Raw genomic sequence first — 24584 nt, 5'->3', positions numbered from 1 at the left:
TAGAGTAAAGAGATTGATGTGTGGACGGTAAAAAGCATTGTTTGAATCAGTCCACACATTGAAGCCTAATAATTATATTAGCCAATTATAAGAATGATCGATACGGCAATTCTGGTTCATCGGTAAAAATATCTCTAAAGCCACGGTAATGCTGATAATGCATTTTATGTTTATCGGTTGGATAAGTGTATCTACCACCAACTTGCCAGAAGAAAGGCGTAAATCGATAATCAAGACGATCTTTCTTCATTTGCCATAATACTTCAATTTCGCGTGGGTCACTTTGAAAGTTTGCCCAAATATCGTGATGGAAAGGGATCACAACTTGAGTATTAAGCGATTCAGCAGCACGTAAAATATCGGCTGATGTCATTTTATCCGTCACTCCTCGCGGGTTTTCACCATAAGATAGTAATGCCACGTCAATTTTGTAGTCATTGCCATGTTTGGCATAATAGTTAGAGTAGTGGGAATCGCCCGAGTGGTACAACGAACCTCCTGATGTCTCAAATAGATAATTAACTGCTCTATCATTCATGCCATCTAAAATAGATTTGTCGGTAGATGAAACGCCTTTTGGCAAAGTAACTAACGATGTTCTATCAAAAGAGTCTAATACGCGAATTGTAATATCACCAACCTCAATCGTTTCCCCCACTTTGGCAACAATACAACGATCATCTGGCACGCCCCAGCTTTTCCACAATTCTACACAAGCTTTCGGGCCAATAAATTTTACTTTTGGTGAACAGTTTTGAATAACTGCTGCAGCAACATTGACATCAATATGATCGGCATGATCATGAGTTGCCATCACTGCATCGATTTCTTTAATTGCAAAAGGATCAAGAACAAATGGGCTAGTTCTTAAGTTTGGTTGCAATTCACGAACTCCGCCCATTCGCATCATTTGATGCTGTTTGTTCATTAATGGATTTGCGTGAGTTTTTTTACCTGTACCACACCAAAAATCAACAGAAATATTGGTATTACCCGCTGATTTTAGCCAAATCCCCGTACAAGCAAGCCACCACATAGTAAATGTATTGGGTTTGACCTCGGTTGTTTCGATCTCCTCATTAAGCCACGTTCCCCATTCAGGAAATGTATTTAATATCCACGATTCACGGCTAATTTCATTTACTTTACTCATACTCTGTTCCTTCTACAATTTTATTGTTAAACTAAAATAACCTCAACGCCTTGCTCCTTAATGCATTCAATTACGTCCTTATTAGCTTGTTTTCCTGTGATTAAAATATCTATTTTATTAACAGGGCAAAAAAGCATGCCTGAATTGGCTTTGGTATCAATTTTGGAGCTATCAACTACAACAACTAATTTCTCGGTTTTTTCCAATATTTGTTGTTCAGCTACAGCACCTAATATTTCATTTTTATAAAGACCTGTTGGTGTTAATGTTTTACCACTGGTAAACATCCACTTGCCAGCATAAGAATCGGTTATGTTAGCAATAGGATTAAGAATAATATTTTGTGTTTTGTTATATAATCCTCCCATAATGATGACATTTTCATGATCATGCTCAATTAAGTAACAAGCTAATGGAAAATAATTAGTAATAATTGAAACATTTTTACCACACAATTCACGTCCAAGTAAAAAAGCCGTAGAACCGCAATTTATAACAATATTTTCGTCACTGTTGCATAATTGTGCAGCTCGAATTGCAATACGGGCTTTTTCGTGATAATGATCGGTATTATTACTGTCAATCGGTGCCCAAATTGGTTTTATTTCTTCTAATCGCATAATACCATTGCGGACTTTTTTAACGCGCCCTTCCTGATCTAACTTAGTAATATCGCGCCTTGCTGTTGCTGGTGATATAGCAAATTTTGCGATTAATTCGGACACTCTAACCATACCTTTTTCGTTTACTAACGCTACTATTTCATTATGTCGTGCAATTTCGTTCATTTTTTCTTACGTTTCATTGTGATTAAATATGATTATTTTATCGTAATTTTTATTTGTATTGTTGTCAATTGCTATAATTTTATTTATTAATACTAATATTTTTTAATTAATTGATAATAATAATTTTAATTTTTTTTGTCTTTATATTTTATTTAAGTTGTGATGCTGATCACATATGAAATTATAGTTTGTTGAGAAAAGTGATCCTTGTCAAAACAATCATAAATAATCATTGAATGATTTATTTTGATTGTGGAATATAACAAGTGTTTTTAATGAGCGATGATAAATAAAGTAAAGTAATCAGCGGTTCCATTCATTTACTTTACGGATTATAAGAAACTTGATGAAAGGCAATTAAATGAAACTCAATATCAGAGGTGAGTGTTGTTTGAGCAGTAAAAATGTCAATAACCGATGAGAGGAACATATGGAAGTAATTTATAACGTATTTTATATTTTTTATAGTCAAGTGATGACAAAAGCACCTTTGTTACTTGGCTTGGTGACAATGCTTGGTTATTGTCTATTACGTAAAGATATAACCACCGTGTTAAAAGGCACGATTAAGACCATTGTTGGATTTATGTTATTACAGGTTGGATCTGGCGTTTTGGTATCAACATTCAAACCTGTTATTGCTAAATTGGCACAGTACCATGGCATTAAAGGCTCTATCATTGATACTTATGCATCAATGGTCGCCGTCGAAACAGGTATGGGCGAATGCTATTCATGGGTTGGCTATTCTGTTTTGCTTGCATTAGCGATTAATATTATTTTGGTGGTATTTCGACGTTTAACCGGAATTCGAACCATTATGTTAACTGGCCATATTATGTTCCAACAGGTTGGTTTAATTGCACTATTTTATTTCCTTTTTGGTTACAGCATGTGGGAAACTATCATCTATTCGGCCATTATCACTGCGCTTTATTGGGGAATATTTTCGAATATGATGTTTAAGCCGACCGAGGCCGTTACTGGGGGAGCTGGGTTTTCAATAGGCCACCAACAACAATTCGGTTCTTGGATAGCGGTTAAATTAGCGCCAAAATTGGGGGATAAAAACGATACAGTTGATAATCTAAAATTGCCAAAATGGTTGCATATCTTTCATGATAGTATTGCCGCAACTACAATTGTGATGACAATTTTCTTTGGTATTATCTTGCTGTCATTTGGGTTAGATAATTTACAAACAATGGCAGGATCCACCCATTGGACCATTTACATCTTTGAAACAGGGCTTAAATTTGCCGTCGCAATTCAAGTTATTGTTGGTGGGGTGCGTATGTTTGTTGCTGAATTGTCCGAAGCTTTCAAAGGTATTTCAGAAAAGCTAATTCCTAATGCGGTATTAGCTATTGACTGCGCGGCAATTTATGCTTTTTCACCTAATGCGATGGTGTTTGGTTTTATTTGGGGGGCTTTAGGGCAATTCTTAGCGATTGCATTATTACTCATCTTTAAATCGCCAATTATGATTATTCCAGGCTTTATACCAATGTTTTTTTCGAATGCAACCATTGGTGTATTTGCCAACCATTTTGGTGGTTGGAAAGCCGTAATGAAGATCTGTTTTGCCATGGGAATGATAGAGGTATTAGGCTCTGCTTGGGTAATTCATATCTTTGCTCAAAACGGTACGCCGATTGACTCATGGATGGGGATGGCAGATTGGGCGATTTTATTTCCACCGATTTTACAGGCTTTATCTATTTCACACTTATTTATCTATGTTCTTATTGTTCTAGCCCTGATTTATATGTTTTTTGCTGCTAGACAGCTTCGCCAAGAAGAGGCTAACTCTACAAATCAGCCTGAAGTCAACGATAAACATCAAGATGTCAATGAATCAGTACTTGAAAAAATGGATGAAGTCGCCTTGAGTGAAGGTCGCCCAATTCGTATCTTGGCAGTATGTGGGAGTGGGCAAGGCTCTTCAATGATGATGAAAATGAAGATTGCTAATTATTTAAATAAAAAAGGCATCCCAAACGAAATGGATTCTTGTGCAGTGACTGATTATAAATCACGTTTACCCAATGTCGATATCATTGTTGCATCTAAACATCTTATTCATGAAATTGAGGTGAATGAAGGTCAACATGCGTTAGGCGTACAAAATATGTTAAATCCACAAACTTTTGGCGATGAGCTGATAAAGCTGATTGAACAAGTGTTTTCTAAATGATTTTAAATACTAAGGAGTGCACCATGGCTTTAAAAGAATCACTAATTGACAATAACTCTATTTTACTCAAAGCAAATGCTGCAACTTGGCAAGATGCCATTAAGCTAGGCACTGATATGCTAGTCGCCTCTAAAGCAATAGAGCCGTCGTACTATGATGCTATTGTTCGCTGTGTCAAAACAATGGGGCCTTATATTATTATTGCACCAAACTTTGCCATGCCTCATGCAAGGCCTGAAGATGGAGTAAATCGTACAGCTTTTGCTTTAGTTACCTTAAAAAAACCTGTCTATTTTGATGGTGAAGCTGAGCCTGTCGATGTTTTAGTGACATTAGCGGGTAGCACATCGGATCAGCATATGGAAGGATTAATGGAGGTCACTCAAATTTTAGATGATGAAAACAGTGAAACAGGGGTTGATCTAGATAAATTAAGGCGTTGTAACACCAAAGAAGATGTTTATGCCGTTATTGATCGCGCCTTAAATGGAGGTTAAATCATGTATCAAGCATTAAAAGAACGGGTGTTGAATGCTAATTTATTGTTACCTAAATATCATTTAGTGACTTTTACTTGGGGTAATGTCTCTGAAATCGATCGTGAAAAAGGCGTTATCGCCATCAAGCCTTCTGGTGTTGAATATAGCAATATGAAACTGGATGATATTGTGGTTATTTCGCTAATGGGGGATATTGTGGAGGGAAAATTAAATCCTTCAAGCGATACCGCAACGCATATTGAATTGTATAAAGCATTTCCACAAATTGGTGGTATTGTGCATACCCATTCTCGTTATGCCACTATTTGGGCACAAGCGGAATTAGACATCCCTGCACTAGGTACGACGCATGCCGATTATTTTTATGGTGATGTGCCTTGTACGCGTGCACTAACCGATAGTGAAATTGCAATCGATTATGAAAAAAATACTGGATTAGTCATTGTAGAAGAGTTTAAACGCCGAGGCCTAGATCCCGTAGCAATGCCAGGGGCTGTTATCTCTGGTCATGCTCCATTTTGTTGGGGTAAAAATGCGTTAGATGCAGTGCATAATGCGGTCGTACTTGAAGAAGTAGCTATGATGGCTCTTTCCACTCGGCAACTTAATCAAACAATCAAAATTCAACAAACGTTATCTGATAAGCACTATTTTCGCAAACACGGTGCGAATGCTTACTATGGTCAAAAATAGCAAATAGGAGAACAACATGGCAGCACCTAAATTACAAATCGCATTAGATCAAACCGAATTAGCGCCAGCATTAGACGTGGCAAAAAATGTAGCGGGTTTTGTCGATATCATTGAAGTGGGAACCATTCTTGCTTTTGGTGCAGGTATGCAAAGTGTAAAACGGTTAAGAGAACTTTATCCCAATCATATTTTAGTATGCGATTTAAAAACCACTGATGGTGGTGCGATATTGGCAAAAATGGCTTTTTCCGCAGGTGCAAACTGGTTAACAGTTTCAGCTGCTGCGCATATTGCTACTGTCGAAGCTTGTAAAAAAGTAGCTGATGAGTTTAAAGGCGAAATTCAGATCGAATTATACGGGCATTGGACATTAGAAGATGCTAAAGCTTGGCGTAATCTTGGCATTAAGCAAGCAATATACCATCGCTCTCGTGATGCTGAACTTGCTGGTATTAGTTGGGGTGAAGATGATATAACAAAAATGCGTCAATTATCTGATTTAGGACTTGAACTTTCAATCACCGGTGGCATTGTGCCAGAAGATATTCACTTATTTGCAGGCATAAAAACTAAAGCGTTTATTGCTGGTCGTGCGCTTGCTAATGAAAACGGTCAACAAACTGCGCAAGCATTAAGAACGCAGATCGCAAAATATTGGTAACAACAGCATGCAGTTGAAAAAATCAGCTGCATGGTATTTTTTCATATAAAAAATGGGTTATCACAATGCCACAAAGTAACGATATATTAGAAAAACGGTATCAAATCAAAAACACGCCTCGAATAGGCATTTACGAAAAAGCCTTACCTAATCAACTATTATGGCAAGAGAAATTACAAATAGCCAAAAACTTAGGATTTGATTTTATCGAAATGTCGATCGATGAATCAGATGAACGCCGCGCCCGATTAGATTGGTCTGACGAAGAGATCTATTCACTTAGGCATCAATGTGAAAAAATCGGCATTCCACTACATTCCATGTGCTTAAGTGCGCATCGTAAATATCCATTTGGTTCAGCTAATCATGATACCCGCAATGAAGCTAAAAGCATTATGGATAAAGCGATTACACTAGCTTACAAATTAGGGATAAGAGTGATCCAGCTAGCGGGTTATGATGTCTATTATGAACCCGCTGACTTGCAAACGCATCAACGTTTTATTAAAGGTATGCAGTGGGCCGTTAAGCAAGCTGAGCGAGCTGGGGTGATGTTGGCGGTTGAAATTATGGATACACAATATCTTAATAGTTTAAGCAAGTTTGAAATTTTAAAAAAAGAAATCAACTCGCCTTATTTTATGGCTTACCCTGATGTAGGCAATATTACCGGATGGAATTACGATACTTGTACCGAGCTTATGTTAAGTCGTGATCATATTGTGCAGATTCATTTAAAAGATACCTATAAAGTTAGGTCGAATTATCTTGGTCAGTTTAGGGATCTTGTTATTGGTGAAGGTGAGGTTGATTTTACCGCTATATTCAAAACGCTTAGAGCTATGAATTATGTGGCTCCCCTAGTTATCGAAATGTGGGCGAATGATGATAATTGGGAAACTAATATTATTACTGCGCAAAAAAGATTAAAGCTAATAGGTGATAGAACCAATTTTCCTATTTTTGACAAGTAAACTAACCTTTTTTCAATCCACAGTTAGAATCAGTTTTTGTGCTATGACAACACGGTATTAAGTTCTACCAAAGTAATTCAGCGGTAGAGCTTAATATGAAATTGTTTAACGTGTGTTAAGGTATATGAATCAATGACAACAACAAGACCATAATTAACCTTTTTGGCATTTTACTTATTGCAATACGCCATCGACTTACTAATTTTATATATCGGTTTATCTAGACTTGATTAATTACACTTTGCACTGCTATGGGTATCGTGTAATATAGATAGCATCATAAAAAATCGAAATAATCTTGAATACGATATGAAATTAACTATAAAATTACTCTCTATCTTTTGGATTACGTTAGTTTTAATGGGGTGTGGATTAAAAGGGCCACTTTATCGTCCAGTTGAAACCGCATCAATAGTACAGTTTAAAACTACAACAACAGCCTCAATTCAATCTGATTCATTGATTAGAAAAATATAAAGGAATAAAGGGATGGATTTTTTGCATTATCAGCAGGGTCACTTATTTGCTAATCAAATAGCTATAGCGGATCTTGCCAAACAGTATGGTACTCCATTGTATGTTTATTCAGCAGATCACATAAGCAAACAGTTTTTAGCCTATGAACAGGAATTGGCTGCTAATAAACATTTAGTTTGTTACGCTGTTAAAGCGAATAGCAATTTAGCTGTTTTAAGTTTATTGGCAAAATTGGGATCGGGCTTTGATATTGTTTCACAAGGTGAATTAGAACGAGTATTAAAAGCAGGCGCTGATCCTAAAAAGATCGTGTTTTCTGGCGTGGCTAAATCAATCGTTGAAATTGAACGCGCGCTTGAAGTTGACATTAAATGCTTTAATGTTGAGTCTGAGCCTGAATTATATCGAATTGATGAAGTTGCAAAAAGATTAGGTAAAATCGCACCGATTTCATTGAGGATTAATCCTGATGTGGATGCTAAAACACATCCTTATATATCAACAGGCCTGCGCGAGAATAAATTTGGTATTAGTTATCAGTTAGCGTTGGATATTTATGAAAAAGCACGATCATTAGCGCATATTAATATTGTAGGTATTGATTGCCATATTGGTTCGCAATTAACCCAATTGTCACCATTTCTTGATGCTGCTGATCGCATTCTTGCTTTAGTTGATAAATTACAATCCAATGGTATTTTTATTAAACATATCGATTTTGGTGGTGGTTTAGGCGTTTGTTATGACAACGAGCAACCTCCGACAGCATTGCAACTCGTCACCGAGTTAAAGAATAAATTAGTTAATTATCCTGATATTGAAATTCTGTTTGAACCTGGGCGATCTATTGTTGCTAATTCAGGTTTGTTAATTACTAAAGTTGAATATACCAAACACCAAGATAGCAACCACTTTGCGATTGTCGATGCGGGAATGAATGATTTAATTCGTCCAGCACTGTATGAAGCTTGGATGAACGTATTACCTGAAAAACAACCGCAAGCTAGCGATGAGCCATTCATATACAATGTTGTTGGTCCTATTTGTGAATCTAGTGATGTTCTAGCCTATCAGCGTGCGCTTTCGGTTAAGCAGAACGATTTGTTGGTAATTTGTAGTGCTGGTGCTTATGGGTTTTCTATGGCATCGAATTACAATAGCCACCCAAGACCTGCTGAAGTGATGCTAATTAATGAACAACAGCATAAATTAATTCGCCAACGTGAGTCTTTGGATGATTTATGGCGAGGTGAAGTGGTTTTATAGCATTTATAAATAGTGGAAGGGTTAATAATCTCCATACTATATTCTTCTTTGCGTGGATACGAGTTAACAGCCAAAATAAAAAAATAAAGAACTAATATGTTTGACAACAAAAGGTAAATTTACGATGAACTTTTCAAAAATGCATGGACTCGGAAATGATTTTATGGTTATTGATGCAGTGACGCAAAATGTTCATCTGTCAACTGAAATGATTAAGCGTATGGCTGATAGATATACTGGCATTGGCTTTGATCAACTTCTTATTGTTGAGCCACCTTATGTGCCCGATAGCGATTTTCATTATCGTATCTTTAATTCTGATGGTTCTGAAGTTGAGCAATGCGGTAATGGTGCTCGCTGTTTTGCTCGTTTTGTTCGTTTAAAAGGGTTAACTCGAAAACGTGTATTAAAAGTTAGCACCATGAAAGGCAATATTATTTTAACTGTAAATGATGATGAGACAGTACGCGTTAATATGGGGGAGCCTATTTTTGAACCCAATAAGATTCCTTTCAAGGCTATTAAAGAAGAAAAAACTTATATAATTCGAGCACAAGAACAGACCGTGTTATGTGGCGTTGCATCTATGGGGAATCCTCATTGTGTTATTCAAGTCGATAATATTGTAACAGCAGAAGTTACAAGGTTGGGAGCGGTATTAGAGCAACATGAACGCTTTCCCGAACATGCTAATATTGGCTTTATGCATATTATCGATCGCGATAATATTAACTTACGGGTATTTGAACGAGGGGTTGGTGAAACTCAGGCTTGTGGTACAGGTGCTTGTGCAGCAGTGGCAGTAGGTATTAATCAAGGATTATTAAACCCGCGTGTTAATGTTAATTTACCAGGTGGTAAATTATTGATTGAATGGAACGGTGGGCATCAACCACTTTATATGACAGGACCGGCTACACATGTGTATGATGGCTTTATTGCCATTTAATTTTGATATTATCGCTGTTTAACCACAAGGCTTTGTTATCGAAAAATTTCGACGGGTAAAAATTGTTCAGAAAACCCATTGATTTTATTCAGTTTTTTTTGTTTGTTTTAAAAGGGTGACTTTAATCCCCCAAAAACGTTAGACATATAATATGATAGAAATGAATTATGGTTGCAAAAACTACTAGGAATAGACGAGCAAGAAAATCCCAGAAAAAACCATCTTCTGTACAATTGAATGATGAAATTGTCAGTCAATATATTATTGATAACCCTGATTTTTTTATACGAAATGCACGATGTGTAGAGAGCGTTCAAGTGCCTCATCCTGTTCGTGGGGGGATTTCATTACCTGAATGGTATATGGCACGCCAGCGCAATAAAATTAAGCAATTAGAATCCGAAATTACGTTGTTAATGGAACATGCTAGCGCTAACGAGCTACTTTTTAACCAAATGATGGATTTACAAATTGAATTGTTCAAAGCACAAGATTTAAACCAATTAATAGTCATATTAAACACATGGGCAAAATCGTTAGGTCTCAGTGGTGCTTACTTATATCTTTTTGACGACAAATGGTTACTTAGTGCGCCGTCAAATTATTATTATTTAGCTTTAAATACGTTACAGTTTGATTTTATTCGTGTTAGGCATTTACAGTATAGCCAACAATATTTAGGGACATTGAATTCAACGGAAATTGATTTTTTACTACCAGAACATGGTTATGTTGGTTCGGTAGCTTTATCATTATTAGGACGATTTGGTGATCTGGGTCTGTTAATGTTTACTAGCACTAATCCAGAACATTACCAAGCAGGGCAAGGGACATTATTACTTGAAAAAATGAGTGAAATTTTACCTATTTTAATTAGTAGATGGATCATGCGAATAAATTAAGGAAAGATCATGGCTCAGCCTAATCAAAATGTCGATGCTCGATTAACTTTGCCTGTTGATCAGTTTTTAAATTATTTAAAGTCAGAAAAACAGCTTAGCTTAAACACACAAATCAATTATCGGCGTCAACTTTATGCGCTTATGTCATTGGCAAAAGATGCCGAAATTTCAACTTGGCAAGATTTAGACTCTTCAGCAGTAAGATTGTTAATTAGTCGTAGCAGACAAACAGGGTTACAAGCTAGAAGCTTATCATTAAGATTATCTGCGTTGCGCAGCTTTTGTGATTGGATGGTAAAAAATGAATATCTTAACGCCAACCCAGCTCGAGGCGTGCTAAATCCCAAATTAGGTCAGCATCTACCAAAAAATATTGATATTGACGAAATTAATCAGCTACTTGAAATTGATCATAATGATCCTCTTTCTGTTCGTGATAGAGCGATGCTTGAAGTTATGTATGGTTCGGGGTTACGTCTTTCTGAATTAGTTACGCTTAACTGTCGAGAATTAAATCTGATTGATGGTGAAGTCCGTGTAATGGGTAAAGGAAATAAAGAGCGAAAACTGCCATTAGGTCGAGAATCTATCAAATGGATTAAACGCTGGTTGTCTATGCGAGATTTTTTTATTCCACAGGATGATGCGCTGTTTATTTCAAAGTTAGGTAAACGAATTTCACCACGTAATGTTGAAAAACGATTTGCCGAATGGGGCGTTAAGCAGGGCTTAAGTAGCCATGTCCATCCACATAAATTACGTCATTCATTTGCAACTCATATGCTCGAATCAAGTGGTGATTTGCGAGCAGTGCAAGAGTTGCTTGGGCATGCTGATTTATCTACGACTCAAGTTTATACGCATTTGGATTTTTCACATCTGTCTGAAGTTTATGATTCAGCCCATCCACGAGCTAAAAGAGGAAAATAAAGATGCACTTTTATCGCTCTATTACTACGATTAAAGCGCTGACTTTCGATCTGGATGATACTTTATATGATAACAGTATGATCGTTGAAAAAGCGGAAGACGAAATGATCAATACGCTTAAGCGTTATGAACAGTTGCATACTTTAACTCTATCTGAGTATTTTACTGAAAAGTATGCCGTGCTTGCTGATAATCCCGAAATCTATCATGATGTTAATGTTTGGCGAGCTCAAACGATTAAATCGTTATTAAGTAAAACCAATATTCCAAAATCAAAATTTACCGACGTGATTGATCAATCCGTTGCCTGTTTTAATTTTTGGCGACATAAGATGAAAGTACCTGAATCAACACACTTATTATTAACTCAATTGGCTGCTAACTATCCTTTAGCGGTGATCACTAATGGTAATGTCGATATTAATCAAATTGATTTGGGGGATTATTTTCAATTTTCCTTGCGAGGTGGTGAATGTACGCGTTCAAAACCTTTTCCAGAAATTTTTAATTTAGCCGCTCATAAATTAGCTATTCCATCACACCATATTTTACATGTAGGGGATAATTTATTAACGGATGTCGCTGGTGCTATTGATAGTGGTTTCTTAGCTTGTTTTATCAATATTTATAATCGCGATATTTTACAACTTGAGGAAGCAAGATGCTTGCCCCACATGGAAATAACTCAATTGTCAGAATTAGAGAATCTGCTATAATCTTCATTGTGTCTGTATAAATAAACAGTAAGATTAAGTGAAGATAAATTATGTTAATACCAGCGATACATTTTCTTAATAAATTTCTTTTTTCTTGGCTGCAAGTCGACAATAGTGGCTCAAGATATGATAACAATATTAATAATACACTCGACATTAATGCTGGTTAATGTTTTCGATTACTAAAATAGGTTATGAACGTAATGCAAAATAATAAATCATTATTAGACGACCTGAATACAGAACAACAAAATGCAGTCACCACCGATAATCAATATACCATTGTCCTTGCTGGAGCAGGGAGTGGTAAAACGCGAGTTTTAGTTCACCGTATTGCTTGGCTTTGTATTGAGAAACATTATTCACCGGGATCAATTTTTGCGGTTACTTTTACCAATAAATCTGCTGCAGAAATGCAAGAGCGAATTCAAACATTAGTAGGCGAAAGTTATTTTAATGGGATGTGGGTAGGGACATTTCATGGACTGACTCACCGTTTATTACGCATGTTTCCTGAACAAGCTAAGTTGCCACCAAATTTTCAACTTATTGATTCTGAAGACCAAGTTCGGCTCATCAAACGGATTTTTCGGGAACTAAAAATAGATGAAAAACAATGGTCACCTAAACAATGTGCTGCTTTTATTTCCACTCAAAAAGAAAAGGGGTTACGTGCTGGCGATATTGTTCCAGAAGATCCTAAACAAGTTATGTGGCAAACGATTTATCGCGATTACCAAGCTATTTGTGATAGAGTTGGTTATGTTGATTTTTCTGAATTAATCCTAAGAGCTTATGAACTGCTTTGCCGTGATAATGAAGTATTAGCTTATTGTCATCACCGTTTTTGCAATATTCTCATTGATGAATTTCAAGACACAAATCATATTCAATACCGCTTTGTACAAAAGTTAGCAGGTGGAACTGCCAATGTAATGATAGTCGGGGATGATGATCAATCTATCTATAGTTGGCGTGGTGCGAATGCAGATAATCTTCAATTATTTATTAATGATTATCCTGAAACTGAAATAATTCGATTAGAGCAAAATTACCGTTCGACAGGTAATATTCTTGATGTAGCAAATAAATTAATTGCACAAAATAAAAATCGGTTGGGAAAAAACTTATGGACAGATAGAGGCAATGGTGAGCTCATTTCGCTTTATGTTGGCTTTAATGATGTTGATGAAGCCAGATTTGTTATTGGTCAAATAAAAAAACTGCATCAAGAAGGCGAAAATTATGCAAGTTGTGCAATTTTGTACCGAAATAATGCGCAATCACGCATCTTTGAAGATACCTTGTTACAAGCTGGATTACCTTATCAGATTTATGGCTCTATACGTTTTTATGAACGGCAAGAGGTAAAATTAGCACTGGCTTATTTACGATTATTGCACGACCACCATAATGATATGGCGTTTGAAGCTACAGTCAATACTCCGCCACGAGGTATTGGTCATGTTACGCTAGATAAAGTTAGATTGGCTGCAAAGCAACATAATATTTCATTGTGGCAAGCGTGTATAATGCTAATCCAAGCTAATGCATTGACAGAAAGGCAGTGTTCAGGAATCAGTCGCTTTTTGGAGTTGATAGAATCTATTTTTAATGAAGTAGGTACACAGCCATTTTATAAGCAACTCGACGCGATTATTAAATTATCTGGTGTATTGCAAATGTATGAGCAAGAGCCTGGCATTAAAGGTCAATCCAGATTAGAAAATCTTGAAGAATTAGTATCCGCAGCTGAGCAGTTTTATCTTTCTAATGAAAACACGGTTATTGAAGACAGTGAAACGGGTAAAACATTGACTGTTTTAGAGTCTTTTTTAGCTTATACGTCGCTAGAAAGCCGTGATGCAAATCGCGAACAAGATTTAGTTCAATTGATGACCCTGCATTCAGCCAAAGGTCTTGAATTTGATAATGTATTTATTGTTGGATTAGAAGATGGGTTATTTCCTGCTCTACGCTCTTCCCAAGAGCCTGAAAAAATAGAGGAAGAAAGGCGCCTTGCTTATGTTGGTATTACTCGAGCTCGTAAATTTTTGACCCTTTCATTAGCTGAGCTAAGGCGTTTATATGGACGTGAAGAACGTAATTTGCCTTCCCGCTTTTTGGCGGAATTGCCTGTTGATAAATTAAATGAAATTAGTTATCGAGGCGATATTACCTTATCAGGAAAAGAAAAATATTACGATTCAAATGAAGATAGACAACCTTATCGTGATCGCCAAAAATCTTATATTAAGAAAACTTGCCAAAGCGATGGTTACACACTAGGTCGTAAAGTGTTACATAACCGTTTCGGCGAAGGCACGATTGTTAACCTTGATGGAGACGGCGATCATAAGCGAGTACAAATTGCTTTTGTTGATGAGGGAATTAAATGGTTGGTAGTGAAACTAGCTAATCTTACCTTACTGTAAACTTCATTTTTAAGTAAGCTTCTATAATTATTTGATGAAACGGGGATTGAGCGTTAAATTAATCCCCGATTTTAATCTACCTTATTGATCTGCTTGTTCTCTTACAGATTCCGAAAAAATCTGGTCAAATGGTTGGTTAGTTCGATTACAAATCCAATTATCATTTATATATTCAAAATGATAACCTTGTATACGAGTGGCTAACCAGACCTGAAAAAGAGGCTCTTGGGTATTAACGATGATTTTACTGCCATTGGGAAAACTAACAGTAATGACATTGCCATTTGCTTCATAGTCCAAATCGATATCATGCTTATCTGCATAATCATCCAAATACAATTCAAGTTTATTAAATAGCTCATCAGTAAGTGCATGGAATTGTGCGGTATTCATAAAAGTATAATCGGTTAGGTAAATAATGGCATGATATTAGCATAAATAGATATGCTCTGCCACACAGCAAGGTGGCAAGAGTAAAATAGGTACAGATTTAATTATTAAGGTGCTAGCGGTAATGAACAACCAATAACAAGTAACTTATATTGCTCACTACCTTGGTTTGTATTTACCCAGCGATTTGGCATTTCAATTGTATTGACTAATGTTCCATCGCCAAAGTTGTTTTCAATTGTTCTGAGTTTGCCCTTTGCTAATTCCATTTTATCGCAATTAGCATAATAATCAATTTTAATGGAATGATAAGGCGTTTCAGTACCATCATTATTTTTTTGAACTAATGCTGGACTGTAGTTAGTCACTTCACTAAATACACGAATTTTAGTATTAAAAGGGTGAAGTTTAATCGATTTTCTATCTAAAAAAGAATAACCAACAATATCATCTTCGTTCGATTTCGATATTGGAATGAATTGCTCACCGACTCTAGGATCTTTCAAGCTTTCAGCTGCTGTATTTTCATTTTTTTTAGCGTCATTATCGATTTTTTCTTCAGCAGCATGGCTAAATGTGGCAAAAGAAAAGAGAATTAAAAATAAACTGACCTTTTTCATTTAAATATTATCTCCATCTTTTGAGGTAGTTTCTATAGGGTTAATGTGCGTTTGAGGTTGTTGTTCCTGTTTTTCTTTTTTCTTTTGCATCTTTTCTTTATATGCTTTGATTTTTTCTTGAAGCTCGGCTTCTTGTTTTTCAATAATTGGTTTTAGATCTGGTCGAATAACAAATAGTTCTTTTTTCTCTATATCACCTTGGATAGAACAAAAAATACTACTTTGGTTATTGGCAACTTGTTCTAAGTAAAGTGCTTTATTAATAGTTCCGAACCTTGGTATAACGCCATCAATAGCATAAGGATCGTCTTGCCATGTTGCTGGATTTAATTTGTGATCATAAATTTGGGAATTTGCTATGTAAACATTGGTATTGTATGGTAACCAATTAATATTATTTAAAGCGCCTTTAACCTCAATTTCATTATTATCAAAGATAAAACCCCAATATAAAAAATAACCATACAAGGAGGTTGGAATATAGATATTACGATAACCAATAATCTTTAAACCATGATATTCAAGTGTTTTTTTAAACATGACTTGGTTTTCATCAAGATTTTGAATAGACTTAACGGGAATATAGGTTACCTGTTCAGGCGTAGTCGCTAAGTCAACATATTGGTTGATTGATTCTTGGTGTTTAGCAAGTTGTTCAAAAAACTGATTATCACATTGGAGAAATGTATCAATTACTTTGTCTGTTTCACGTTGCTCGGTATTGGTCTGTGCAAAAGATATACAAGAAATAAATGAAGCACAAACAAGCACAGAAAGTTTTTTTAGAAGCATGGTGAGTTTCCTTGACCAATAAATTATACTTATTTTTTGGGGAAAATTATTGTAAAGTAATGTAAATATGTGTGTCAATTAACATTACGTAAATCCTCAATAAAGACGATTAAATCACCGTTTTTAAATGATATTTTAGCCAAATCACTAATAATTTTGTTTCTTAAACTAACACTTCCACCCAATGATAGCGTTTGCTTTGTTAAGGGATACTGAAAACCAGTGATAGTTAAACCTGTTACTTTTGAAAGTGGCATTAGTGAAATAATACGATTTTTTACATTAGTCATCTTTTGATAACGTTTGGCAAAAAAGAAATGACAATAATTATCATAAAATGTTATTTGAAATCGATGATAATATTTCATTGCAACAGAAATATTACCTAAAAAGTGATCGCTAGCATGACCGCAAGCACCATAAATATCGAATGTGGTTACGCTTTTATCTGCTAAAAACAAGATTGCCTTTTCAAAATCCGTTTTATTTTGATCGGGGGTGTGGATAATTTCGATTTGCTTTGGAATGGTAAGGCTATTATCGAAACTATCTAAATCACCAATAATAAAATTGGGTATAATCGGTGAGTTAATCAAATAGTTATGATAAGCGCCGTCAGTTGCTGCAATATAGGTATAGCTATCTAAATTGTTGGGGTAAAACTTCGGCGGCTCACCATTGACAAATAGTAGGGCTGTATTTCTTTGCATGATTACTTTCTCAGATGTCTTTATCCGTTAAGCCGTAACATCTTGCTTTCTGGGATGAAATGTAAAGGGTAAACGACGGTGGTGGTAGTCATTCACCCATTGTTTAGTGTGTGAAGGATGTCAAAAAGCTAATGTATAAGCCATAATAATTGCATCTTCTCGTTTACCATCAGTTGTTGGATAATAGCCTTTTCGAACTGTTATTTGGTTAAAACCCAATGATTGATATAGTCTTATTGCTGGTGAATTTGATTGCCTTACTTCAAGCCAAAGTGTTGTAATTGGGCTTGGCGATGTTATGGTTATTAATTTCTCTATCAAGTGGTTGAGTAGATCTCTAGCCAGCCCTTGTTTTCTAAAATTGGGATGGATAGCGATATTAAATAACTCAGCTTCATCGAATGCTTGGTGGCAGATACAAAATCCTACTAGCTGATTATCGACAGTTATTTTAAAATTTAAATACCCATTCCCTTGGTTTGAAAAGAATGTCTGTTTTGACCACGGTATCGCATGGCAGATCTGTTCTAATTTAAAGGCTTTAGTTAAATCATTTTTTGTTAGGGTGGAAATCGTTTTCATATTGACATAATTGTTGCCAAAGTTGGCGTTTTTGTTGTGATGCATTTGCAAGTAAGTCTAAACTTATGGTTTGAATTGTAAGTGAATGCTCCCAATGCTCATCAGGTTTAATATCAATAAACCAAACCACGGTTTTAATCTCACTAGCAGGTATAATAAGCTGTGAAGGCGTTAAGACCAGTACTTGCTCTTCGGTAAGACGAATTGCATTTAAAATATCAAAATAGATTTTTTGCGTTGGTTTTTGTTCGGCCACAACGATTAAACGAATCTCGTCACTAATGTGTGTGGATACTTCACCTTTCAATACGGCTGGTCTGCGCAAAACATACTGCGTTATATTGCATTGCTTTAGGTACCAATCTTGTTGCGTCATTATCGACTTACGTTTTTTATTAGAGATTAAAGGTGGTTAATTGTATAATCAACGCATCAATTTATAAAGGTTTTTCATCGAGGAAATATGGCCATATCCACTTTTACTCCTGCAAGTCAGGTTCTTGAGCGCCGCCAAGCATTTTTTAACGATAAAAATGTGGTGATAGCAGGTGATATCCAAGATAGTTATCCATCGGTTATGTCAGCAAATCAAGTTAAGATTCATTGCACACAATTTCATACGTATTTACGTTTAAAAAATAGCGCACGAGGCAATCATACCTATTTTTCATTGTTGCCAGAAGCGGATTTTTACGTTGGAATGAACACACTGATTTACTATTGGCCCAAAACGAAAAGTGAAGCGCAGTTTCAGCTATCGTATTTATTACATAATATGCCTAAAGGGAGTGATATTTTTATTATTGGTGAAAATCGCACAGGCGTAAAAAGTGTTGAATCTTTATTAGGCGATTTTGGGACAATTCAAAAAATAGATAGCGCAAGACGTTGTGGGTTATATCATTTTCAGGCAGAAAACCGTTTAGCGTTTGATCTTAATGAGTGGTGGTTAAGTTATCATTTAACTATTGAAAATCAAGATATCGAAATTAAAAGTTTGCCAGGTGTATTTAGCCAAAAAGGGTTAGATGCAGGCAGTGAGTTATTATTAAATGCATTAATAGATCATGCTGATATTATAAAAGGCAATGTATTGGATGTGGGCTGTGGCTCGGGTATATTATCTACAGTGCTTGGTAAATTATGCCCTGATATAGAACTGACGTTATCCGATGTTAGTAGCACAGCAATTGAGTCAAGCAAAATGACGTTAGCTAGTAATAGTGTAAATGGGGCCGTTGTAGCCAGTGATGTTTTTTCTCATTTAAATGATAAATATCATCTTATTGTTTCGAATCCCCCTTTTCATGATGGTAAACAAACCAGTTACACTGCGGTTAATTCCTTAATTAAGGAAGCTAAAAAACATTTAAAATTAAATGGTTATTTGTGCATTGTGGCAAATTCATTTTTACCGTATCAAGCCATTTTAGATGAAACATTCAAATGTGTTGAAGTGATAGCCCAAACGACTAAATTTAAAGTTTATTTAGCAAGCCATTAATAAGTGAGGTTTGTTTATTTTTTAAAGAAAAGGATGCGTTGCAATACATATCACAAGTTTTATAAATAAAGGGGCGATTTTATCACCCCTTTATTTTAAAATGTAAATAGTTGTTAGATTTAAATTGATTTCACTATTATTGATATCATATCTAGATTATGAGAGGGCTTCTTTTAATGCCTGCATTTCATTATAGGTAAAATCACAGCGCGTAAATTCTTGATCAAGAAGAATAGGAACAGAGTTGCTTTCACCGACTACGGCCAACGCATTACATTTATTTCTAATCCTATCACCTATAATGATTGGTCCACCGTTTGAGTCTTTATTAAAATTGGCTGCATATTTAGCATTTATTCCTTGTGCATTGTTTGCACGATATAAAGCAGTTATTATTTTACCATAAGAGACTAATTTAACTGGCACAATAACAGGTGTTAATTTTTGCCCATTAATTTCCTTGATAACTTTTGTCATTTTATGTGTTCTTAAAAAACATCCTAAACTCATCCATGTAACCAATAACAACAAAAGAATAAGACCAGTAGTAGCCACAAATACAGTTCGCATATTATCAATAGCTAAATTGAGTGTTACTAGTGATGGATCATCGGCAGAAGCCACAGTTACAACTTGATAATTTCCTTTTTTCCCTCCAATGAAAGTATAATCACGCTTAATAACTTGTCCTGTATCAGTGGTAATTTTCACTGAACAGTTATCAACCGCACGTTTTGCACGACATGTTCCTTCTACATCATAGTTAACCACAACTGGATTCCGTGATATTTTATAATCATCAATTAATCCAGGATAATTTCTTATGCCCATAAACATAGCTAACACAAATAAAATTATTGCTGCACCTATTCTTCTTATTTGATGAAGTGAGCCTTCTTGCTTTAGTTTCATAACTTTTAAAGGGCGAGTTGGAAATACTTCCACTAATTTATTCGTCAATCCCATTTTATCAATATACTCCTTACTAAAATAAAAATTTCATGTCTAAACTAAAATTGTGTTATTAAAGGTTAACCTTTAATAACACAATAAAATTAACAAGTTATTACTTTCTTTTATTAAATTGGACTAAATCTTATCATAATATTTATTTTATAGGAATCACTCGCGTTGTTTCAGTGATTTGAAAAATGATATCAAATTAAATAACTCTGGAAAACTGTTGCTGCCTTGCCATTTTTCGCATATAAATATCAAAGCACATACAAATGTTGCGTATCAGTAAATGCCCTTTACGTTGAACTTTAATTATCTTGTCATTTACTGTGACTAATCCATCTTGTTGCAATGGAGCGAGTAGTTTTAAGTCTTCAGCAAAATAGTTATCGAACTGGATATGAAATTGTTCTTCTATTGCTTTTTTATCTAAATAAAAGTGGCAAATGAGTTGCTTGATTACATCTCGACGAATGATATCATCTTGATTTAAATTAAATCCTTTCCATAACCCATGACCTTTTTGTTCAACTTGACTTTGATAGCTACTCAGATCTTTTTGGTTTTGCGCATAACTATCACCTAACATACTAATGGCTGACACACCCAGCCCTAGTAAATCCGCATCTCCTTGCGTTGTGTAACCTTGGAAATTGCGGTGTAATTTATTTTCTTGCTGAGCAATAGCCAGCTCATCAGCGGGTTTGGCAAAATGATCCATACCAATAAAGTGGTAACCAGCATCGGTTAATTTTTTGATGCTGGTTTGTAAAATTCGCAATTTTTGGTCGGCATTCGGTAAATCATCATCTTTAATTTTACGTTGCGCGGCAAAACGATTTGGTAAATGAGCATAATTAAATACACTTAAACGATCGGGTGAAATATCTATCACTTTATTGAGCGTTTCGGTAAAGCTTTCTACGGTTTGCTTGGGTAAACCATAAATTAGATCTAGACTAATAGAGTGAAAACGATTTTTTCGTGCCTGATTAATAAGAGAACGTATTAGTGTTTCATCTTGTTTGCGATTAATTAGATTTTGGATTTCGTGGTTAAAATCTTGAATCCCCATACTCAACCTGTTAAAACCAACACTCGCTAAGTGGTCGATGGTTTGTGGCGTAATTTCACGAGGATCGATTTCGATCGACAGTTCGGCATTATCCGCAAAATTGAAGTGCTTTTTTAGCGAAGTAATCAGCCGAGTAATTTCATCATCAGTTAAAAAAGTCGGCGTACCCCCTCCCCAGTGCATTTGTGTTACAGTGCGTTGTTTGAATAATTTTGCCCGTTCGGCAATTTCAATATCCAAAATATCGAGGTATTTGGTGACTTTTTTTGTTTGGCGAGTAATGAGTTTATTACAACCACAAAAGTAACAAAGTTTATGACAAAACGGAATATGTACATAAAGCGATAATGGCTTTGTAGGGTAACGTGTGGCGGCCGATAAAAAGTCCTGCTTGCTAAATTCTTCATTAAATTCAAGTGCAGTAGGATAAGAGGTATATCTTGGACCAGAATAGTTATATTTTTCAATTAACGCCTGATCCCATAATTGCATATCAGTCATGCTGTTACTTCCGTTTAAATCTCTGTTTAGTGCTGTTATTTTTATCGAATTTTCGTATCAGTTTTCGATGATTTCTAATTTTTGTTTTAATTTTTATTTGATTGGTTTTATTTAAATATAACAATGTGCAAATTAATAACCCAAAATATAAACTTAGCATAATTAATATTGGCATTATGATTCGCTCGCTTTTAAGTTATTAATTAGAGGCATAAAAAATAAAGGTTGTGACATTAAATCACGAGCCGAAACTTAACTATTACAATGGCATTCCAGCTCGCATATCAGAAATATACAATCATGAGTATTAATTATATTTTCCTACCATTAGTTTCGTTTTAACAAACTAACAATATCTTCTTTCTTGTCGTCTTGATCTTCAATATCATCAAAATCGTCGTCAGTATAACCGAGCTCTTGCATTAACTCATCAATTCGATTTAATTTACTATCAAGATAAGTTTGTTGCTCTTTAGTTAGTTTGCTATTTTGCTCGACTAAATCCAGTAACTGATCTAATTTTGGATCATTTTCTAGTTGTTCTAACTCTTGTTGTGGAGATAAATTTGATGATAAAACCATTTTAGTTGGTTTAGTAGGTTGTTTAGCTTGTGTGACATTGCTTGAAGTTTCCGCAATTAAAGAAATTGGCTTTTTGCTACCCACACGTGGATCTTTGACTGTGTTTGTCGAACTTTTATTCTTGTTATTCTCTTGATTATTAAAGCGGGAACCACTTGGCAAACCTTTGTGTTTACGTTTACGCTTTAGTTCACGAGATTCTTCATTGATCTCTTGACGGCTTTTCTTAGTTTTTTGTTTCGATTTATTTTTTAACATACAATCTCAATTTAATACCAGAGTTAAAGATTTAGCTAGTATTTTAACAGTAACTTGACCAGATAGCTATGATGAAGCATCAATGCTAATTTGTGATTGTAAAAAATGAGATTTATGTATAATCTGAGCCAACTATTTGAGAATTAATTGCAATAGAGAAACATAAAACATGAATAATCATTTAAGCCCTTATATGCAATTTAGTCGTAAAGAGTGGGCTAGCTTACGTAATGCAGAGCCAATGACATTAACTTGTGACGAGTTAGTCTCTCTACAAGGCATTAATGAAGATCTGTCAATGGATGAAGTAAGTGATATCTATCTACCTTTATCCAGATTGCTTAATTATTACATTAGTAATAGTTTTAGTCGGCAGGCTGTTTTATCTAAATTTTTAGGCAAAAGCCAAAAAATTCCTTATATCATTGGTATAGCAGGAAGCGTTGCTGTGGGGAAAAGTACTACAGCTCGTGTATTGCAAGCATTATTATCTCGTTGGCCTGAGCATCGCAAAGTGGCTTTGGTGACAACTGATGGTTTTTTATACCCCAATAAATGCCTTGAAGAACGTGGAATAATGAATAAAAAAGGCTTTCCGCAATCTTATGATATTAAAAAACTGATCAATTTTGTTGCTGATATTAAGTCTGGCCAAGCACAGGTTAAAGCCCCCGTTTATTCTCATTTAGTTTATGATATTGTTCAAAATGAACAAATTATTCTCGATAGCCCTGATATTTTAATTCTTGAGGGATTAAATGTGTTACAAGGCGCTGTAAATTATGCACAAGCCAATAATCGTGTTTTTGTTTCTGATTATGTTGATTTCTCAATTTATGTTGATGCCGATGTTTCGTTGCTACACAATTGGTATGTCAATCGTTTTTTAAAATTTAGAGCAGGAGCATTTAGCGATCCCAATTCTTATTTTAATCATTACTCAAAATTGCCAGAGCAAGAAGCGCTTAACATCGCAAACCGTCTTTGGCATGAAATTAATGAATTGAATTTAATAGAAAACATCCTACCAACAAGGGAAAGAGCCAGCCTTATCCTAACTAAAGGCAAAGATCATAAAGTTGATTGTGTTCAATTAAGAAAATAATTTAAAAAGGGGAAGAAGATCGATATGAAATTAACAATAAGATCAATTTGTAAGTTAATTTTTTTAGTATTAACAGCTATCGCTTTTATACCTAATATTTATGCAGCAAATCATGACGAATATCAAGGTGTAACTTGTTTTAGCAAAAAACACATTATGGAAAAACAAATTGATAAGGCAAAAAAGGCGGGTAACTTGCACCAAGCTCAAGGGCTTGAAAAAGCATTACATGATATCAATACATATTGTAATGATGATGATTTAAAAGCTAAATACACCGAAAAAGTAATTGAAAAGACTAAAAAAGTTGCCGAAAAAGAGCAAGCTTTAGCTAAAGCGCAAGCAAAAAGAGACTCCCAAAAAATAGCTAAACAAAAGCTAAAATTAAGTGAAGCTCAAAAAGAGTTGAGAGAAGCTAAAACTAAATTAGCTGAATTTTATAAAGAAATTCAAGCTAAATAAGGATGTGAATTCAAGCATAATTAACTCCTTATTTACTGTCACTGATTTAGCGTTGAATATGTTCAATATATTTACATATATGAAAATAGAATATAAAATATTCAGCATTTTCAATACAATGGATAAGGTTATTTTAATGGCTAGCTTTTGGAAGAAAGCATTCGGCGGTTTATCGGCAAGGTATTTAATACGACAATATTTATTTAGTTTTATAATTACTCTTCCTCCTTTATGTACCCTGATATTCAAATTTAAAATGCCTGAAAGCATATATACAGGGATAGCTCTTTTAATATTATGGGGTTTATATCCATATTCTCGATTTGTTTATGAAAATGTTATTAGTTATATCGTTGGTGATAATACTTTCATTGTAAGTACAGAAACATGGCTCGTTACTAAATT

26 protein-coding genes are annotated in these 24584 nt (G+C 35.0%); 15 read left to right on the top strand and 11 right to left on the bottom strand.

Annotated elements, in window-relative coordinates:
• Positions 1-85: 85 nt before the first annotated feature.
• Both ulaG and ulaR read right to left on the bottom strand, forming a co-directional pair.
• The gene (ulaG, locus tag A9G42_RS09575; RefSeq protein ID WP_065581437.1) at positions 86-1153 is read right to left on the bottom strand and encodes an L-ascorbate 6-phosphate lactonase; all 1068 of its coding nucleotides are present in this window, start codon (positions 1151-1153) and stop codon (positions 86-88) included.
• A gap of 26 nt (positions 1154-1179) precedes the next feature.
• The gene (gene ulaR / locus A9G42_RS09570; RefSeq protein WP_065567938.1) at positions 1180-1941 is read right to left on the bottom strand and encodes an HTH-type transcriptional regulator UlaR; all 762 of its coding nucleotides are present in this window, start codon (positions 1939-1941) and stop codon (positions 1180-1182) included.
• A 430-nt stretch (positions 1942-2371) separates the two neighbouring features.
• Between ulaR and A9G42_RS09565 the strand changes: the two genes are divergently transcribed.
• From A9G42_RS09565 to uvrD, 12 genes are all read left to right on the top strand, one after another.
• Positions 2372-4138: a PTS ascorbate-specific subunit IIBC gene (locus A9G42_RS09565; RefSeq protein ID WP_065653294.1), complete on the top strand. Its 1767-nt coding sequence runs from the start codon at positions 2372-2374 to the stop codon at positions 4136-4138.
• Positions 4139-4161: 23 nt separating this feature from the next.
• Positions 4162-4635, top strand: coding sequence for a PTS sugar transporter subunit IIA (locus A9G42_RS09560; RefSeq protein WP_065581434.1), 474 nt, complete (start codon positions 4162-4164; stop codon positions 4633-4635).
• 3 nt (positions 4636-4638) lie between these two features.
• The gene (locus A9G42_RS09555) at positions 4639-5331 is read left to right on the top strand and encodes an L-ribulose-5-phosphate 4-epimerase (protein ID WP_065588448.1); all 693 of its coding nucleotides are present in this window, start codon (positions 4639-4641) and stop codon (positions 5329-5331) included.
• 16 nt (positions 5332-5347) lie between these two features.
• The gene (locus A9G42_RS09550) at positions 5348-5992 is read left to right on the top strand and encodes a 3-keto-L-gulonate-6-phosphate decarboxylase UlaD (RefSeq protein WP_065653293.1); all 645 of its coding nucleotides are present in this window, start codon (positions 5348-5350) and stop codon (positions 5990-5992) included.
• A gap of 65 nt (positions 5993-6057) precedes the next feature.
• On the top strand, positions 6058-6966 hold the full coding sequence (locus tag A9G42_RS09545; RefSeq protein ID WP_065588450.1) for an L-ribulose-5-phosphate 3-epimerase: 909 nt from the start codon (positions 6058-6060) through the stop codon (positions 6964-6966).
• A 309-nt stretch (positions 6967-7275) separates the two neighbouring features.
• On the top strand, positions 7276-7443 hold the full coding sequence (gene lptM / locus A9G42_RS13705; RefSeq protein WP_141673682.1) for an LPS translocon maturation chaperone LptM: 168 nt from the start codon (positions 7276-7278) through the stop codon (positions 7441-7443).
• A gap of 12 nt (positions 7444-7455) precedes the next feature.
• Positions 7456-8709, top strand: coding sequence for a diaminopimelate decarboxylase (gene lysA / locus A9G42_RS09540; RefSeq protein ID WP_065567943.1), 1254 nt, complete (start codon positions 7456-7458; stop codon positions 8707-8709).
• A 124-nt stretch (positions 8710-8833) separates the two neighbouring features.
• A complete protein-coding gene (gene dapF / locus A9G42_RS09535; RefSeq protein WP_065567944.1) occupies positions 8834-9658 on the top strand; it encodes a diaminopimelate epimerase in 825 nt (274 codons plus the stop codon).
• 167 nt (positions 9659-9825) lie between these two features.
• On the top strand, positions 9826-10560 hold the full coding sequence (locus A9G42_RS09530) for a DUF484 family protein (protein WP_065567945.1): 735 nt from the start codon (positions 9826-9828) through the stop codon (positions 10558-10560).
• 9 nt (positions 10561-10569) lie between these two features.
• A complete protein-coding gene (gene xerC / locus A9G42_RS09525) occupies positions 10570-11490 on the top strand; it encodes a tyrosine recombinase XerC (protein WP_065567946.1) in 921 nt (306 codons plus the stop codon).
• Positions 11491-11492: 2 nt separating this feature from the next.
• Entirely contained in the window at positions 11493-12206 is a 714-nt protein-coding gene (gene yigB, locus A9G42_RS09520) for a 5-amino-6-(5-phospho-D-ribitylamino)uracil phosphatase YigB (RefSeq protein WP_065581428.1), read from the top strand.
• Between the two features lie 203 nt (positions 12207-12409).
• Positions 12410-14641 (top strand): DNA helicase II, encoded by a 2232-nt coding sequence (uvrD, locus tag A9G42_RS09515; RefSeq protein ID WP_218837798.1) that lies wholly within the window; start codon positions 12410-12412, stop codon positions 14639-14641.
• An 81-nt stretch (positions 14642-14722) separates the two neighbouring features.
• Here uvrD and cyaY read toward each other — a convergent pair whose 3' ends face one another.
• The 6 genes from cyaY to A9G42_RS09485 form a co-directional block, all read right to left on the bottom strand.
• Positions 14723-15034, bottom strand: a complete 312-nt coding sequence (cyaY, locus tag A9G42_RS09510) for an iron donor protein CyaY (RefSeq protein ID WP_065581426.1) — start codon at positions 15032-15034, stop codon at positions 14723-14725.
• Between the two features lie 104 nt (positions 15035-15138).
• Positions 15139-15651 (bottom strand): surface-adhesin E family protein, encoded by a 513-nt coding sequence (locus tag A9G42_RS09505; RefSeq protein WP_065581425.1) that lies wholly within the window; start codon positions 15649-15651, stop codon positions 15139-15141.
• Entirely contained in the window at positions 15652-16443 is a 792-nt protein-coding gene (locus A9G42_RS13955) for a hypothetical protein (RefSeq protein ID WP_065653291.1), read from the bottom strand.
• Positions 16444-16517: 74 nt separating this feature from the next.
• A complete protein-coding gene (locus tag A9G42_RS09495; protein WP_065653290.1) occupies positions 16518-17153 on the bottom strand; it encodes a thiamine diphosphokinase in 636 nt (211 codons plus the stop codon).
• Between the two features lie 120 nt (positions 17154-17273).
• On the bottom strand, positions 17274-17735 hold the full coding sequence (rimI, locus tag A9G42_RS09490; RefSeq protein WP_065653289.1) for a ribosomal protein S18-alanine N-acetyltransferase: 462 nt from the start codon (positions 17733-17735) through the stop codon (positions 17274-17276).
• Complete coding sequence (locus A9G42_RS09485; RefSeq protein ID WP_065581421.1) at positions 17704-18111, bottom strand: DNA polymerase III subunit psi; 408 nt, start codon at positions 18109-18111, stop codon at positions 17704-17706. Before A9G42_RS09485 ends, rimI begins: the two co-directional genes overlap by 32 nt.
• A gap of 93 nt (positions 18112-18204) precedes the next feature.
• Here A9G42_RS09485 and rsmC point away from each other — a divergent pair, with 93 nt between their 5' ends.
• Entirely contained in the window at positions 18205-19239 is a 1035-nt protein-coding gene (gene rsmC, locus A9G42_RS09480) for a 16S rRNA (guanine(1207)-N(2))-methyltransferase RsmC (protein ID WP_065653302.1), read from the top strand.
• Between the two features lie 156 nt (positions 19240-19395).
• On the opposite strand, the gene A9G42_RS09475 is transcribed toward rsmC, so the two are convergent.
• The 3 genes from A9G42_RS09475 to yihI form a co-directional block, all read right to left on the bottom strand.
• The gene (locus tag A9G42_RS09475) at positions 19396-20205 is read right to left on the bottom strand and encodes a hypothetical protein (protein ID WP_065588459.1); all 810 of its coding nucleotides are present in this window, start codon (positions 20203-20205) and stop codon (positions 19396-19398) included.
• A gap of 196 nt (positions 20206-20401) precedes the next feature.
• A complete protein-coding gene (gene hemN, locus A9G42_RS09470; RefSeq protein ID WP_065581419.1) occupies positions 20402-21772 on the bottom strand; it encodes an oxygen-independent coproporphyrinogen III oxidase in 1371 nt (456 codons plus the stop codon).
• 327 nt (positions 21773-22099) lie between these two features.
• Positions 22100-22612, bottom strand: a complete 513-nt coding sequence (gene yihI / locus A9G42_RS09465; RefSeq protein ID WP_065653288.1) for a Der GTPase-activating protein YihI — start codon at positions 22610-22612, stop codon at positions 22100-22102.
• 169 nt (positions 22613-22781) lie between these two features.
• On the opposite strand from yihI, the gene coaA reads away from it, so the two are divergent.
• Together coaA and A9G42_RS09455 are read left to right on the top strand one after the other, a co-directional pair.
• Positions 22782-23717, top strand: coding sequence for a type I pantothenate kinase (gene coaA / locus A9G42_RS09460; protein WP_065653287.1), 936 nt, complete (start codon positions 22782-22784; stop codon positions 23715-23717).
• A 24-nt stretch (positions 23718-23741) separates the two neighbouring features.
• Positions 23742-24179, top strand: coding sequence for a DUF1090 domain-containing protein (locus tag A9G42_RS09455; RefSeq protein ID WP_065653286.1), 438 nt, complete (start codon positions 23742-23744; stop codon positions 24177-24179).
• Positions 24180-24584 lie beyond the last annotated feature (405 nt).

The sequence above is a fragment of the Gilliamella sp. Nev6-6 genome, assembly GCF_001690605.1.
Classification (GTDB): domain Bacteria; phylum Pseudomonadota; class Gammaproteobacteria; order Enterobacterales; family Orbaceae; genus Gilliamella; species Gilliamella apicola_C.
This window is presented reverse-complemented; position numbering and strand designations above follow the sequence as displayed.

Excerpts from the sequence above, each read along its gene's own strand:
- ulaG (WP_065581437.1), bottom strand. The coding sequence starts at position 1,153 with ATGAGTAAAGTAAATGAAATTAGCCGTGAATCGTGGATATTAAATACA.
- ulaR (WP_065567938.1), bottom strand. The coding sequence starts at position 1,941 with ATGAACGAAATTGCACGACATAATGAAATAGTAGCGTTAGTAAACGAA.
- A9G42_RS09565 (WP_065653294.1), top strand. The coding sequence starts at position 2,372 with ATGGAAGTAATTTATAACGTATTTTATATTTTTTATAGTCAAGTGATG.
- A9G42_RS09560 (WP_065581434.1), top strand. The coding sequence starts at position 4,162 with ATGGCTTTAAAAGAATCACTAATTGACAATAACTCTATTTTACTCAAA.
- A9G42_RS09555 (WP_065588448.1), top strand. The coding sequence starts at position 4,639 with ATGTATCAAGCATTAAAAGAACGGGTGTTGAATGCTAATTTATTGTTA.
- A9G42_RS09550 (WP_065653293.1), top strand. The coding sequence starts at position 5,348 with ATGGCAGCACCTAAATTACAAATCGCATTAGATCAAACCGAATTAGCG.
- A9G42_RS09545 (WP_065588450.1), top strand. The coding sequence starts at position 6,058 with ATGCCACAAAGTAACGATATATTAGAAAAACGGTATCAAATCAAAAAC.
- lptM (WP_141673682.1), top strand. The coding sequence starts at position 7,276 with ATGAAATTAACTATAAAATTACTCTCTATCTTTTGGATTACGTTAGTT.
- lysA (WP_065567943.1), top strand. The coding sequence starts at position 7,456 with ATGGATTTTTTGCATTATCAGCAGGGTCACTTATTTGCTAATCAAATA.
- dapF (WP_065567944.1), top strand. The coding sequence starts at position 8,834 with ATGAACTTTTCAAAAATGCATGGACTCGGAAATGATTTTATGGTTATT.
- A9G42_RS09530 (WP_065567945.1), top strand. The coding sequence starts at position 9,826 with ATGGTTGCAAAAACTACTAGGAATAGACGAGCAAGAAAATCCCAGAAA.
- xerC (WP_065567946.1), top strand. The coding sequence starts at position 10,570 with ATGGCTCAGCCTAATCAAAATGTCGATGCTCGATTAACTTTGCCTGTT.
- yigB (WP_065581428.1), top strand. The coding sequence starts at position 11,493 with ATGCACTTTTATCGCTCTATTACTACGATTAAAGCGCTGACTTTCGAT.
- uvrD (WP_218837798.1), top strand. The coding sequence starts at position 12,410 with ATGCAAAATAATAAATCATTATTAGACGACCTGAATACAGAACAACAA.
- cyaY (WP_065581426.1), bottom strand. The coding sequence starts at position 15,034 with ATGAATACCGCACAATTCCATGCACTTACTGATGAGCTATTTAATAAA.
- A9G42_RS09505 (WP_065581425.1), bottom strand. The coding sequence starts at position 15,651 with ATGAAAAAGGTCAGTTTATTTTTAATTCTCTTTTCTTTTGCCACATTT.
- A9G42_RS13955 (WP_065653291.1), bottom strand. The coding sequence starts at position 16,443 with ATGCTTCTAAAAAAACTTTCTGTGCTTGTTTGTGCTTCATTTATTTCT.
- A9G42_RS09495 (WP_065653290.1), bottom strand. The coding sequence starts at position 17,153 with ATGCAAAGAAATACAGCCCTACTATTTGTCAATGGTGAGCCGCCGAAG.
- rimI (WP_065653289.1), bottom strand. The coding sequence starts at position 17,735 with ATGAAAACGATTTCCACCCTAACAAAAAATGATTTAACTAAAGCCTTT.
- A9G42_RS09485 (WP_065581421.1), bottom strand. The coding sequence starts at position 18,111 with ATGACGCAACAAGATTGGTACCTAAAGCAATGCAATATAACGCAGTAT.
- A9G42_RS09475 (WP_065588459.1), bottom strand. The coding sequence starts at position 20,205 with ATGGGATTGACGAATAAATTAGTGGAAGTATTTCCAACTCGCCCTTTA.
- hemN (WP_065581419.1), bottom strand. The coding sequence starts at position 21,772 with ATGACTGATATGCAATTATGGGATCAGGCGTTAATTGAAAAATATAAC.
- yihI (WP_065653288.1), bottom strand. The coding sequence starts at position 22,612 with ATGTTAAAAAATAAATCGAAACAAAAAACTAAGAAAAGCCGTCAAGAG.
- coaA (WP_065653287.1), top strand. The coding sequence starts at position 22,782 with ATGAATAATCATTTAAGCCCTTATATGCAATTTAGTCGTAAAGAGTGG.
- A9G42_RS09455 (WP_065653286.1), top strand. The coding sequence starts at position 23,742 with ATGAAATTAACAATAAGATCAATTTGTAAGTTAATTTTTTTAGTATTA.